This window comes from Pseudomonas sp. PDM13 (assembly GCF_025685765.1).
GTDB classification, from domain to species: domain Bacteria; phylum Pseudomonadota; class Gammaproteobacteria; order Pseudomonadales; family Pseudomonadaceae; genus Metapseudomonas; species Metapseudomonas solani.
In genome coordinates this window covers 51,170-64,186 of sequence record NZ_JAOTQU010000034.1, presented here as the reverse complement: position 1 = coordinate 64,186, position 13,017 = coordinate 51,170, and the positions used below count along the sequence as shown (strand labels likewise).

10 protein-coding genes are annotated in these 13,017 nt (G+C 70.0%); 9 read left to right on the top strand and 1 reads right to left on the bottom strand.

Annotation, left to right across the window (positions count from 1 at the left end; translation table 11 throughout):
* The first annotated feature begins 180 nt into the window (after positions 1–180).
* The 8 genes from OEJ36_RS27280 (at position 181) to OEJ36_RS27245 (ending at position 10,797) form a co-directional block, all read left to right on the top strand.
* Entirely contained in the window at positions 181–1,293 is a 1,113-nt protein-coding gene (locus OEJ36_RS27280; protein WP_263404182.1) for a tetratricopeptide repeat protein, read from the top strand.
* A gap of 200 nt (positions 1,294–1,493) precedes the next feature.
* Complete coding sequence (locus OEJ36_RS27275) at positions 1,494–2,135, top strand: response regulator (protein ID WP_263404181.1); 642 nt, start codon at positions 1,494–1,496, stop codon at positions 2,133–2,135.
* 10 nt (positions 2,136–2,145) lie between these two features.
* A complete protein-coding gene (locus tag OEJ36_RS27270) occupies positions 2,146–4,263 on the top strand; it encodes an ATP-binding protein (RefSeq protein WP_263404180.1) in 2,118 nt (705 codons plus the stop codon).
* 96 nt (positions 4,264–4,359) lie between these two features.
* Positions 4,360–6,009, top strand: a complete 1,650-nt coding sequence (locus OEJ36_RS27265; RefSeq protein WP_263404179.1) for a hypothetical protein — start codon at positions 4,360–4,362, stop codon at positions 6,007–6,009.
* 180 nt (positions 6,010–6,189) lie between these two features.
* Positions 6,190–6,513, top strand: coding sequence for a hypothetical protein (locus OEJ36_RS27260; RefSeq protein WP_043245918.1), 324 nt, complete (start codon positions 6,190–6,192; stop codon positions 6,511–6,513).
* 184 nt (positions 6,514–6,697) lie between these two features.
* Positions 6,698–7,219: a sigma-70 family RNA polymerase sigma factor gene (locus tag OEJ36_RS27255; RefSeq protein ID WP_021220946.1), complete on the top strand. Its 522-nt coding sequence runs from the start codon at positions 6,698–6,700 to the stop codon at positions 7,217–7,219.
* 5 nt (positions 7,220–7,224) lie between these two features.
* Positions 7,225–8,205 carry a FecR domain-containing protein gene (locus OEJ36_RS27250; RefSeq protein WP_263404178.1) on the top strand — a complete coding sequence of 327 codons (981 nt, stop codon included), beginning with the start codon at positions 7,225–7,227 and terminating at the stop codon, positions 8,203–8,205.
* Positions 8,206–8,334: 129 nt separating this feature from the next.
* The gene (locus tag OEJ36_RS27245) at positions 8,335–10,797 is read left to right on the top strand and encodes a TonB-dependent siderophore receptor (RefSeq protein ID WP_263404177.1); all 2,463 of its coding nucleotides are present in this window, start codon (positions 8,335–8,337) and stop codon (positions 10,795–10,797) included.
* 100 nt (positions 10,798–10,897) lie between these two features.
* Here the strand turns inward: OEJ36_RS27245 and OEJ36_RS27240 are convergent, their stop codons facing one another.
* Positions 10,898–12,163 carry an MFS transporter gene (locus OEJ36_RS27240; RefSeq protein ID WP_263404176.1) on the bottom strand — a complete coding sequence of 422 codons (1,266 nt, stop codon included), beginning with the start codon at positions 12,161–12,163 and terminating at the stop codon, positions 10,898–10,900.
* A 79-nt stretch (positions 12,164–12,242) separates the two neighbouring features.
* On the opposite strand from OEJ36_RS27240, the gene OEJ36_RS27235 reads away from it, so the two are divergent.
* Positions 12,243–12,968, top strand: coding sequence for a metalloregulator ArsR/SmtB family transcription factor (locus OEJ36_RS27235; protein WP_263404175.1), 726 nt, complete (start codon positions 12,243–12,245; stop codon positions 12,966–12,968).
* Positions 12,969–13,017 lie beyond the last annotated feature (49 nt).

Below are 13,017 nucleotides of genomic sequence, written 5' to 3'. Positions count from 1 at the left end.
AAGGGCGCGCTTCAGCCCACCAACTGGCCCACCCATGCGCAAAGCCCCCACCCCGCCTCGCCAGCCTGACGTACGGCACCCTCAATTCCGCTCTGCAGCTTGGATCGGGCGCCGCACTCTGGAATGCTATGCAGCCTCCGACCCGTCTCCCGCAATGGTTTCAAGGCTCCGAACGTTCCCATGAAGATGCGTTTTACCCTGCTTCTGCTCGCCGCCGTGTTCGCCGCCGGCTGCAGCTCCGGCTTCCAGCCGCTCAAATCCAAGCCCGCCGTGGTGTCGGGCAACCACCCCTTGCCGCCGGAAGACCCGGTCTACGGCGTGCCCAGCTACGAGGCGCCGCTGGTGTGGGTTGCCGAAGACCCGGACGAGGTGCAAGGCAGCACGCGCAATATCGAGCCGCGCCCGGAGCCGGCCCAGGAAGCGCTGGCCCAGGCCATGGTCGCCGAGCAGATCGGCGACACCGAAACCATGCTGGCGCGCCTGCAGGAAGCCGCCGACGCCGGCAACGCCCGCGCCCACTACGAGCTGGCCCGCCACTACCTCAGCGGTGAAGGCGTGCCCACCGACCAGGCCGCGGCCCTCGACCACCTCAGCCAGGCCGATGCCCTGGGCAGCGCCGAGGCCAGCCGCGTGCTGGCCTGGAACTACCTGCGCGGCACCGGCGTGCAGCAGGACGTGGAATACGGCACACGCCTGATGGAGAAGGCCGCCCGCAGCAGCGACCGCGCCCTGCGTGAAGTCAGCCTGCTCTACCTCAACACCTGCGAGCCCTTCCTCAACAACCCCGAGCGCGGCCTGGCCCTGCTCAAGGTGGCCAGCGACGCCGGCGACAGCGTCTCCGGCCCGCTCTACCAGCTCGCCCTGCGTCAGCAGGAAGGCCAGCCCATCGAAGCCTCGGTGGCCCAGGCCCACGAACCGTTGCCGTGCCTGGCGCCGAGCATCGCCGCACCGGCCGAGCGCGACGCCACCGCCATCGCCCTGAACGCCGAGCCCGCCGAAAACGAAGCCGCCGCCGAAGCCACCAAGCTAGCCGCCCTCTCCGGTGACCTCGACGCCATGGTCCTCTACGCCGAGAAGCTGCTCAGCGGCGAATACCCCTCGACCCAGCCGGAGCTGGAGTCCTACACCTGGTTCGCCGTGGCCGCCAACCGGGGCAGCGGCCCCGCCGCCGAGCGCATCGCCGGCCTGGCGCCCATCCTGCAGAACGCCGAACAGCAGCAACCGGGCCTGGTGGGCTCGATGATCGCGGCACTGGACAACGCCATCCAGCCGCCCCAGCAGCAGGTCCAGTAAGCACTGCCACCCCTGAAGGGCGTCGTCCCATTCCCGACGCCCATCACTTTTCCGTAAGACTTCAGCACCCCGGTGGGAAGCGCCCGACGACAAATGTCGGATTGCTCCGATTCCTACCCAACTGCAGCCGGGGTCCGTTTCCTGCGCCCCCGCCATCCCTACCATGTGCGCCGCCCCCACCCAGCGAGCGCCGGTAGCAGATGCACAGACGTACCCTGATAGTCGACGACCACCCCATCACCCTGATCGGCCTGCGCGCCCTGCTGAGCCGCGAAAGCTCGTTGCAGATCGTCGGCGAAGCCCACAGCGCCGACGGCCTGCTGGACCAGCTCGCCAGCCACCCCTGCGAGCTACTGGTCACCGACCTGATGATGCCGGACAGCCACCAGGCGGACGGCCTGCGCCTGATCGAGCAACTGCGCCGACGCTACCCGCAGCTGGCGATCATCGTCGTCACCATGCTCGACAACCCGGCCCTGGCCGCCTCCCTGCTCAAGCTCGGCATCCAGGGCCTGGTGAGCAAGCGCGGGCTGCTCGCCGACCTGCCTCGCGCCCTGGGCGCCAGCGCCACGCGCCCCTTCGTTTCCGCTTCCTTGCGCCACCTGCTGCAGGTCGGTGAAGCCGCCCACGGCAAGCCCCTGGCGCGCTTCGACGAACTCTCCCCCCGCGAGGCGGAGGTGCTGCGCCTGTACGGCAGCGGCCTGGCCATCGGCGAAATCGCCCAGCGCCTGTGCCGCAGCAAGCAGACCATCAGCGCGCAGAAAACCAGCGCCATGCGCAAGCTCGGCCTGGACACCAACGCCGCGCTGTTCCTCTACATCCAGGAAAACGGCCTGGCCTGAGGAACGCGACATGCCCACGCTCACCCTGCGCGCCCTGGCCCTGCTCGGCCTGTGCCTCACCGCCACGTCCCGCGCCTGGGCCTATTCGGTCACCTGGCCCCTGGACACCCCCGAACCCTCACCGCCCCTGCGCCACGAGATGCCGGAGAACCTCGGCCACCTGCTGGTGCTGGTACTGGTGGTGATCATCCTCTCGCTGCTGTGGAACTGGCGCCTGCAACGCCAGGTGCGCCAACGCCAGGCGGCCCAGGCCCAGCTCAGCGACCAGTTGGCCTTCCAGTTCTCCCTGCTCAACGGCCAGCCCACGCCCCTCTACGTGCGTGACCTGCAAGGCCGCCTGAGCAGCTGCAACCGCGCCTACGAGCAGTTCTTCGCCAGCTCCCAGGACGAAATGCACGGCACCACGCCGCGCCAGCAGGGCATGTGCCGCGCCCTGGCGGATGCCCTCGAAGGCGGCATGCTGGAGGTGCTGGAAAGCCGCCAGCCGCGCTTCTTCGACAGCTGCACCGAGGAGGCCGGCGAGCCGCGCCACCTGTACCAGTGGCAGGTGCCCTTCTACAGCGCCCGGGGCAAGTTGCTCGGCGTGCTTGGCGGCTGGATCGACATCAGCGACCGCAAGGAGCTGGAAACCCGCCTGCGCGATGCCCAGCGCCAGGCCCTCGACGCCAGCGCGGCCAAGGGCCGCTTCCTCGCCACCATGAGCCACGAGCTGCGCACCCCGCTCAACGCCCTGGTGGGCCTGCTGGAGCTGGAAAGCCGTGCCCGCCCGGGGTCGAGCAACCTGCGCATCGCCCGCCAGTCCGCCGACGCGATGATCGACCTGGTGGGCGACATCCTCGACCTCGACCGCATCGAGAACGGGCGCATGCAACTGGCGCCACGCCCGGTGGAACTGGCCGCGCTGCTGCGGGAGTGCCTGGAGCTGTTCGCCGCCCGCGCCCAGGAAAAGGGCCTGGCGCTGCAACTGGACTGCCCCTTGCCGGACCACCGCCTGTACCGCGTCGACCCGCTGCGCCTGCGCCAGGTGCTGCACAACCTGCTGGCCAACGCCATCAAGTTCACCGGTGCCGGCAGCGTGCGCCTGCAAGGGCACCTGCGGGACACCGCCCCGGGCAGCAGCCTGCTCACCCTCTATGTAGTGGACGACGGCATCGGCATTCCCCACAGCGTGCAGGCGCGGATCTTCGAGCCCTACCGCCAGGGCTGCGCCGAAGTCACCCAGCTGCATGGCGGCTCGGGGCTCGGCCTGCACATCTGCCGTCAGCTGGTGCAACTGATGGGCGGCCGCATCGGCCTCGACAGCGAACCGGGCCAGGGCTGCCGCGTCACCCTCGAACTGCCCCTGGACTGGCGCCCCGCCCCCTCCGGGCAGCATCGCCCGGCATCGCGGCCAGCCGATGAAAACACCCCGGGCCTGCGGGTGCTGGTGGTGGACGATCTCTCCATCAACGCCCTGGTGCTGCAACAGCAGCTGCACAGCCTCGGCCACAGTGCCCAGGTGCTGACCGACGCGCGCCAGGCCCTGGCCACCTGGGCCGCGGACGACTTCGACCTGCTGATCACCGACTGCAACATGCCCGACATGGACGGCTACGAACTGACCCGCGCCGTGCGCGAGCGTGAACGTGAGATCGGCCGCGCGCGCCAGCGGATCATCGGCTACAGCGCCAGCGCCCTGGCCGGCGAGGCCGAACGCTGCCGCGAGGCGGGCATGGACGAACTGCTGGTCAAGCCCGTGACCCTGGCGCGCCTGGAGGCCGCCCTGGCCGGAGGCGATCCGGTTGCCGTCCAGGCACAGTCCCCTGCCCCGGCCTTCGACCTCGGTCACCTGGAAGGCCTCGACCCGACACTCGCCAAACGTCTGCTCAGCGAGCTGGCACGCAACCTCGAAGACGAGCTGCAGCGCCTGGCCATGCCCCTGTCGCCAGCGCGCCAGGACCTTGTCGGCCAATGCGTGCATCGCCTCTCCGGGCTCGCCTGCACCGTCGATGCAACGGGGCTGCTGCGCGCCTGCAACGCGCTGCGCCAGGCCGGCGACGACGCCCCGCGCCTGCTGCGCTGCCAGGCGCTGCTGGTGGCCGAACTGCAACGCATGCTCGGCGAGGTGCGTGAACGCAACGCCGCCTGAACCGCGTCGACTGTGTCGTGCTCCTGACGCGCCGCGATTGCCGCGAGCCGGTGGTTGCGGTAAGAGGTGCTTTTTTCGCAGTCGCCGTCACACACGATGAAAAACTGGATCGCCACCTTCTTCCGCATCGTCAGGGACGACAAGGGCCAGACGCAGGGCTACCCCATTCCCTGGGCCATCGAGCGCCCCAGCCTGTACGCCTTCCTCGCCGCCTATGCCGACAGCCCCGAGGGCCTGCCGAACAGCGAAATCACCCTGCCCGACGAGGCGCCACCCGGTACCGGTAGCGAACTGCGCTGGGCCCCCGGCGCCCTCGACGGCGTACTCGGCCACCATGCCTCGGCCGATGACGTGGACACCGCCGACGAGGTGATGGCCGCCCTGCTCGCCACCCTCGACGACCCCACCCGCCACATGGCCCGCCTCTACCAGCTGGTGGCCGACGGCAGCGTGCTCGGCTTCATCGACCAGCTCGTCGAGCGCCTGCAGCAGCGCCCCGGCCTGCCCCGCGCGCGGCTCCACGCCCTGGCCCTGTGGCTGGCACGCAGCAGCCCGGACCGTGGCGCGGTGAAGTTCGCCCTGGCCCTGCTCGGCGTGCTGGACAGCGGCAGCCAGCGCGAGCTGTTCCTCACCTTCGGCCAGCACGAGGAATTCACCCTCTTCGCCACCATCGCCCTGGGCCACACCCTGGCACCGCCGGAACGCGAACGCGCCTGGTGGGCGCTGGCGCGCAAGGTGCGGGGCTGGGGGCGCATCCACCTGGTGGAGCGCCTCGCCGAGAACCCCTCGCCCGCCGTGCAGGACTGGCTGCTGCGCGAGGGCTACCAGAACTCGGTGATGGTGGAGTACCTCGCCTACCCCTGCGCCGTGGGCGGCAACCTGCTGGCGGCCCTCAGCGGCCAGGACGTGGACGACGCCCTGCTCGACGGCGCCGTGGAAATGATCGAAGCGCTGATCAACGGCGGCCCCGCGCGGGACATCAACGACTACGCCGACGGCACCGAAGCGGTGCTGCACCTGCTCGACCACCTGGCCCGGCGGTCGCCGCGCCACCTGGGGCACTTCCTCGCGGTGGAGGGCATCCTCGACTTCGTCCGCGACCCCAACCAGGACTGGGACGGCCTCGCCGGCCACGGCTGGACCCAGGCCAGCCGCGGCGACATCGCCCGCCGCGCCGAGGCCATCCGCAACGACCCGCACTGGTCGGCGCTGGTGCACGCCGGCCTGGAGCAGGAAGAGGAACGCGCCTTCTGGCTCGCCGCCCACGCCGGCAAGCGCCTGGACATCGACCCCTGGGACGCCTGGTACGAACGCCAGCGCAGCCAGCGCTCCTCGGCCTGGTACCAGCTGATGCAGACCAGCGACCCGCAGCGCATCGCCCGGGTTATCGACCTGGCGCGCCAGCAGCTGGACCTCGAACACATCGCCAGCGGCCCGAGCAACGCCCTCGGCCTGGGCCCGGAGTACCGCCAGCACAGCGCGCTGGACTTCATCCTCCAGGACCTCGGCCACTTCCCCGTGCAGGGCTGGGACCTGGTCGCCACCGGCCTCGCCAGCCCGGTGGTGCGCAACCGCCACATGGCCCTCAAGACCCTCGCCGCCTGGGGCCGCAACCAATGGCCGGCGGACGCCCTGCAACTGCTGCGGCGCACCCTCGACCGCGAGCCCGAGCAAAGCGTGCGCGACCGCATCGCCGAGCTGCTGCAGCCGCAACTGGTGGAAGCGCCGCCCCGCGACGCCGACTGACCCCCTCCCCGCACCTTGCAAATTGCCAAGGCCCGAAGGAGCCGCTCATGCACTTTGCACGGGTGCCGGCGCTACGCTTATAGCCAATGGCTTGATTCTGCTGGGCTGGCGGCCCGTGCCCGGTTGGCACGGCGGCTGCAACAGGCTGCTCCGCTGACTAAAACAATGGAGGCACAGCCCATGTTCACCGCCATCAAGGAAATCTACGAAGCCTTTCCCGACCACGCCGTCGCCATCACCCCGCGCAGTGACGGCAAGTGGCTGCTGACCCTGAGCAAGGGCGGCGTGCAGGAGCTGAGCCGCGAGTTCGATGGCGAGGCGGCCTTCAGCCAGCGACGCATCCGCTGCCTGATCCGCGAGGTGGCCGAGGAGATGCTCCTGGTGGCCTGCGTGGATGCCATGTGCAAGCAGCGCAAGCTGGGCGAACTGCCGGGCTTCATCGGCTCGCCGCTGCAACTGGGCAACGCCGCACGTGGCATGGAACGGCGCGGCCTGTCGCGCTGACCGCCAGCACCAGCGGCGGCACCCAGGCGGGGCCCGCCAGGGCCCGACGCCAGGGCACGGGGTAGCGAACCCGGAGAGAAGGGCAACGACGAAGACGCATTGCGGGGCGTAAAGCCGATCCGTATAGTTGCCACTAATTCTCATTCGCGAACGAGCGCATCCCGCGCCGGACACCCCGCTCTCGATGCCGTCGACCAACGCCCCCTTCCACGATTTCTACCTGAGCCATTCCGCCTGGCTGCTGGGTTTTCTCCGCCGTCGCCTGGGCAGCGGCTTCGATGCCGCCGACCTGATGCAGGACACCTTCCTGCGCGTGCTGCTGCGGCCCCGCACCTTCGACGGCGCCACGGGCGAGCGCTCCTACCTGGCCACCATCGCCCGCGGCCTGTGCATCGACCACTGGCGGCGCCGGCAGCTGGAGCAGGACTGGCTGGAGGCCATGGCCGCCCGCCCGGAACCGCTGCAAGCCTCCCCCGAGCAGCAGGCGCTGATCATCGAGACCCTGCACGAAGTCGACGCCATGCTCCTGCGCCTGCCGCACAAGGTGCGCCGCGCCTTCCTCATGGCCCAGCTGGACGACATGCCCTACCGCGAGATCGCCCTGGCGATCGGCGTCTCCGAACGCATGGTGAAGAAGTACCTGGCCCAGGCCTTCCTCCACTGCGCGGTACTGGAGGCAGAGCTCGACGGCCTGCTGGTGGAATGAGCGGCATGGCCAGCCCGGAACGCACCCTCAGCCACGCCAGCCTGCAACAGGCCGCCAACTGGTACGTGCTGCTCCACGACGACGCCCCCAGCGCCCAGCTGCGGGCGCAGTGGCAGGCCTGGCTCGACCAGCAACCCGAACACCGCGATGCCTGGCGCTACGTCGAGCGGGTGGGCCAGCGCTTCGCCCCGCTGCAAGCCGGCGGCGAGCGCGAGCTGGCCAGCCGCATGCTCCGTGACGACCCGCGCCGCATCAGCCGCCGCCAGGGCCTCAAGACCCTGCTGGTGGTGGGCGCCGGCTCGCTGCTCGGCTGGGGCACCTGGCGTACCACGCCGCTGCCGCGCCTGGTGGCCGGCTGGTCGGCGGACTTCGTCACCGGCACCGGCGAAACCCGCGAAACCCTGCTGGCCGACGGCAGCCACCTGTGGCTGCGCGCGCAGAGCGCCGTGGACGCCGCCTTCGACACCGAACAGCGCCTGCTGCGGCTGCGCTTCGGCGAAGTGCTGATCGACACCGCCAAGGATGCGACACAGCCCTTCCTGCTGGAAAACCAGCACGGCCGCCTGCACGCCCTCGGCACGCGCTTCGGCGTGCGCCAGGACGACGGCATCACCCGCCTCAGCGTCTACCAGGGCGCGGTGGAAGTGCGCACCGCCGACAGCGGCCAGCTCAGCGTCATCGAGGCCGGCCAGCGGATCGACTTCGACGGCCTGTCCCTCGGCACCCCGGCCCCGGTGCAACTCGCCGGCGAATCCTGGACCCGCCAGGTGCTGGTGGCCGACGACATGCCCCTGGGCGAGCTGATAACCGCCCTCGCCCGCTACCGCCACGGCCACCTCGGCTGCCACCCGGCGGTCGCCCAGCTACCGGTGATGGGCGCCTTCCCCCTGGGCGACACCGAGCAGGCGCTGGAACTGCTCAGCGCCGCCCTGCCCATCCGCGTGCAACGCCTTACCGACTGGTGGCTCAGCGTTGAGCCCGCCTGAACACCCCGCTGACCCCGTCACGCCGACGCCCCGGAAAATAATTTTCAACGAGCGGTTCCCTTTTCCATTTCTCGTTCGGTTCAACCAGACAACAACGCCATCCGCCACCGAACATTTCCAGGGGACACCATGCAACTGCTCGCCAACCCGACCCTCCGTTTCGCCCTGCGGCCGCTCGCGCTCGCCATCCCGGTCGCCCTGCTCGGCGCCGCGCAACTGGCCCTGCCCGCCTCGCTGGCCCAGGCCGAAACCGCGCAACAGGGCGTTGCCGAGCGTCAGTACGACATCGCCCCGGGCCCCCTGGTCGCCTCGCTCAACGAATTCAGCAGCCAGGCCGGCATCTACCTCGCCGGCCACAACAGCCTGGCCGCCGGCAAGACCAGCGCCGGCCTGCACGGCCGCTACAGCGTCGCCCAGGGCCTCGCCCTGCTGCTGCAGAACAGCGGCCTGCGCGCCATCGACCAGGGCAACGGCGGCTACGTCCTGCAGCCGGCCCCCCAGGACGGCGTGATGCAACTGGACCCGACCTCCATCGTCGGCGCCGGCCTCGCCAGCGGCCTGGGCCAGGCCGACCGTGGCTACCGCGCCGAAGTCAGCACCACCGCCGGCAAGACCGCCACCGCCCTGGCCGACACGCCGCGCTCGGTGTCCGTGGTCACCCGCCAGCGCATGGAAGACCAGAAATCCCAGACCCTTACCGACGTGCTCGGCTACGTGCCCGGCATCTTCGCGCCGCCCTTCGCCGCCGGTGACGGCCAGGCCGGCGACCTGTTCTTCGTCCGTGGCTTCAACGCCACCGACTGGGGCTACGGCCTGCTCCGCGACGGCCTGCGCGTGCAGGGCAACCGCTACGACACCAGCAGCGAGCCCTATGGCCTGGAGCGGGTCGAGGTGTTCCGCGGCCCGACCTCGATCCTGTACGGCGAGAACGCCCCGGGTGGCGTGGTCAACATGGTCAGCAAGCGCCCCACCGCCAACCCGCGCGGCGAGGTCGAGCTCACCTACGGCAGCAACAACCGCCGCCAGCTGGGCATCGACGTCTCCGGCTCGCTGAGCGAAGGCGACAACGTCCTCGGCCGCCTGGTGATGCTGGGCCGCAACGCCGACAGCCAGGTCGACGGCCAGCCGGACGACCGCCTCTACATCGCCCCGTCCATGACCCTCAACCTCAGCGACGCCACCTCGCTGACGCTGCTGTCGACCTACCAGCGCGACCGCACCCTGATGGAGCTGGGCTACCCTGCCGCCGGCACCCTGCTGCACAACCCCAACGGCAAGATCGACAAGGACACCCTGCTCGGCCACCCCGACTGGGACAAGTTCGAGCGCGAGACCTGGACCCTGGGCTACGAGTTCTCCCACCAGCTCAACGACACCTGGCAGTTCCGCCAGAACTCGCGCTACATGCAGTCGCGCATCGACCGCCACGAGATGTGGCCCGGCAGCCTCAACGCCGGCGGCTTCGGCACCACCCTCGCCTACACCGCCTACGACCGCACCAACAAGTCCATCGCCTACTCCCTGGACAACCAGTTCGAAGGCCACTTCGCCAGCGGCGATTTCGACCACACCGTGCTGCTCGGCGCCAGCCTCGACCGCACCTCGTTCAACCAGAACTGGGACGCCGGCGCCGGCGGCCTGATCAACGTCTTCAACCCGGTCTGGACCAGCACCCCAACCACCCCGGTGCACATCCAGAACGCCCAGCTCGACCAGTCGATGTACGCCGCCTACAGCCAGCTGCAGACCCGCTACGACAACTGGGTGCTGCTGCTCGGTGGCCGCCTCGACCGCGTCAACAGCCAGTACCGCAACAAGCCCGGCACCACCAACGCCGCCGCCGACCTCGACTACTGGGACACCGACTTCACCTGGCAGGCCGGCCTGATGTACCAGTTCGACAACGGCCTCTCGCCCTACGTCAGCTACTCCACGGCCTTCGCCCCGACCCAGCAGACCTCCAGCCGCTCCGGCCCCCTGGACCCGACCACCGCCGAGCAGTACGAGGCCGGCATCAAGTACGAGCCCAAGGGCTGGAACACCTCCTTCACCGCCTCCGTCTACGACCTGCGCAAGACCGATGACGTGATCTTCGACAGCGCCGCCAACGACTACCGCCAGGTGGGCGAGAGCCGCGCCAAGGGCGTGGAGCTGGAACTCAACAGCGACGTCACCGAGAACATCAACCTCACCGCCGCCTACACCTACACCGACTCGCGCATCACCAAGGACGCCCAGGGCTCGCTGCTCGAAGACCACCAGATGACCGGCGTACCGCGCAACCAGGCCTCGGCCTGGGCCAGCTACCGCTTCCTCGACGGCGCCCTCAAGGGCCTGCGCATCGGCGGTGGCGTGCGCCACTTCGACAGCACCTTCGCCTACACCGCCGCCTCGCTCTACGGCCGCCTGGACACCGGCGACGTGACCCTGCTGGACGCCGCCGTCGGCTACACCATCAACGACAACTGGTCCGCCGAGGTGAACGCCAAGAACCTCCTCGACAAGGAATACGTCGCCGGCTGCAACAACGCCGGGCGCTGCTACTGGGGCGAAGAACGCAGCCTGCTGGGCTCGGTCTCCTTCCACTGGTAAACGGCCCACCCAAGCCACCACGCCGACCGATGCGGGTGGACGACGCTCTTCTCGTCCACCAATCGGTGCCGCCAGGGAGCACGGGCCTTCCAAGGGCCATTCAACGCCCCAATGCCTGTTGCCGGGCGGCAGCCGTCACGCCCCGCGCGGCGCCCAGGCTCAGCGCCAGGATCGCCAGCAGCTGCACGGCGCCAGCGCCGATGAACAACGCGCTGGACGCTGCAGCCGCATCGCCCATCGCCAGCAACACGCCGAAGATGGCCGGGGCAAAGGCGTAGCAGCCCTGGGCCATGGCCACGATCAACGCCACCACGCGGGGCACGTCGCCACGCTCGAACTCGCTCTGGGCGATCAGCGGCGGCAAGGAGGTGGCATTGCCGATCCCCACCCCGAACAGCGCCACGCCCAGCCACACCAGCACCACATGGGCATCGGCCATCAGCAACGCCAGGCAACCCAGCAACTGCACCCCATAGCTCATGCAAGCCACCGTGCGCCGGTTGGTGCCGGGGCGGATGCAGGCGCCCACCAGGGTGCGCCCGACTATGGCGCACAGGGTCGCCAGGCCCATGGCCAGCCCGGCCTGCTGCTCACCCAGCCGGGGCACCAGCAGCAGGAACAGGTGGGCGATCAGGCCGATCTGCGCGAACAGCCCCAGGGCCATGCCCGCCGCCAGGCTGAGGAAGCGCCGGTCAGTCCATAGCGCGCGTCCTGCCAGCGTGCGCGCCGGGGCGACCTGGGCGACAGCAGCGCTCGGCGCATCCAGGCCATCGGGCTGCTGGCCGAGGCGTTCCGGCGTGAAGCGGAACACCCGCCAGGCGCAGAATCCGATCACCAGCAACGCCAGCGCGCCCACCAGCAGCGATGCCGGCGCGAACCCCAGGCGCGCGATCAGGAAGACCCAGGCCGAGGAAAACACCACCCCGCCCAGGCTCGCGCCGTTATAGGCCATGGCCAGCGCCGCCGGGCGCTTCGCCACGAACCAGGGCGAGATGATCGCGTTCACCGCCGCCGCCCCCAGCGTCACCCAGCCCAAGCCGCTCAGGGTCGCCGCCAGGAACAGCTGCCAGGGCTGCACCGCCACCGCCCAGCCGAACACCCCCAGCACCAGCGACAGGGTGCCCGTGACGGTGACCCGGGGAATCCCGAAGCGCCCATAGAGCCGTGGCAGGTTGGCGATCACCAGGGTGCCGGCGAGAAAATGCAGGGTGACCGCTGCCGAGCACAGCTCCACCGACCAGCCGGTGCGCTGGATCACCGCATAGAGGTAGATGGGCGGCCCGTAGAAGCCGATGCCCCAGCCGAACATGGCCAGTACGAAGGTCGCCAGTACCACCCTGGCGCCGAAAAAATCCGAGGTTTTCATGTGCACACTCCATTCCCGTCCAGTGAGTGAATGGCAGTATGCTCAGGCGCAAAAGGGACACTTCGAGGGCCATCGAAACATGGATGCACAGACCGCCGACCACCAGCTCTCCGGCATCGCCGGGGCCATCGCCGACCCTGCTCGCGCGCGGATGCTCTGCAGCCTTCTCGACGGCCACGCGCGCACCGCCACCGAGCTGGCCGCCGTCGCCGACATCAGCGCCTCCACCGCCAGCAGCCACTTCGCCCGCCTGCGTGACAGCGGCCTGGTGGAGATGCTGGTCCAGGGCCGCCACCGCTACTACCGGCTGGCCAACGCCCGGGTGGCCACGGCGCTGGAAGCGCTGCTGATCGTCTCCGACCTGCCCCGCCCCACCTTCAAGCCCTCCACCCCATCCGCCCTGCGCTATGCGCGCACCTGTTACGACCACTGCGCGGGTGAGCTGGCGGTGAAACTGCACGACGTGCTGCTGGGCTCCGGTTGGATCGAAGCCGATGGCCGCGACTACCGTCTCACCGCCAGCGGCGCCGACGCCCTGGCCGAACTGGGCCTGGACCTCGACGGCCTGCACCAGCAACGCCGCCGCCTCGCCTACCCCTGCATGGACTGGAGCCAACGCGCCCCGCACCTGGGCGGCGCCCTCGGCGCGCTGCTGCTGGAGTTGATGCTCAAGCGCGGCTGGCTCACCCGCCACCTCGACTCCCGCGCCCTGCGCATCACCCCCAAGGGCAGCGCCCAGCTCCAGCGCCGCTTCGGCATCAAGGCCAAGACAATCGACGACGGCCTGCACAGCCAGGCGAGCTGACCTCGCGGGTTTCACCCGCCCTACGGCGCCCTGCCCAAACCACGAAGCC

Excerpts from the sequence above, each read along its gene's own strand:
- OEJ36_RS27280 (WP_263404182.1), top strand. The coding sequence starts at position 181 with ATGAAGATGCGTTTTACCCTGCTTCTGCTCGCCGCCGTGTTCGCCGCC.
- OEJ36_RS27275 (WP_263404181.1), top strand. The coding sequence starts at position 1,494 with ATGCACAGACGTACCCTGATAGTCGACGACCACCCCATCACCCTGATC.
- OEJ36_RS27270 (WP_263404180.1), top strand. The coding sequence starts at position 2,146 with ATGCCCACGCTCACCCTGCGCGCCCTGGCCCTGCTCGGCCTGTGCCTC.
- OEJ36_RS27265 (WP_263404179.1), top strand. The coding sequence starts at position 4,360 with ATGAAAAACTGGATCGCCACCTTCTTCCGCATCGTCAGGGACGACAAG.
- OEJ36_RS27260 (WP_043245918.1), top strand. The coding sequence starts at position 6,190 with ATGTTCACCGCCATCAAGGAAATCTACGAAGCCTTTCCCGACCACGCC.
- OEJ36_RS27255 (WP_021220946.1), top strand. The coding sequence starts at position 6,698 with ATGCCGTCGACCAACGCCCCCTTCCACGATTTCTACCTGAGCCATTCC.
- OEJ36_RS27250 (WP_263404178.1), top strand. The coding sequence starts at position 7,225 with ATGGCCAGCCCGGAACGCACCCTCAGCCACGCCAGCCTGCAACAGGCC.
- OEJ36_RS27245 (WP_263404177.1), top strand. The coding sequence starts at position 8,335 with ATGCAACTGCTCGCCAACCCGACCCTCCGTTTCGCCCTGCGGCCGCTC.
- OEJ36_RS27240 (WP_263404176.1), bottom strand. The coding sequence starts at position 12,163 with ATGAAAACCTCGGATTTTTTCGGCGCCAGGGTGGTACTGGCGACCTTC.
- OEJ36_RS27235 (WP_263404175.1), top strand. The coding sequence starts at position 12,243 with ATGGATGCACAGACCGCCGACCACCAGCTCTCCGGCATCGCCGGGGCC.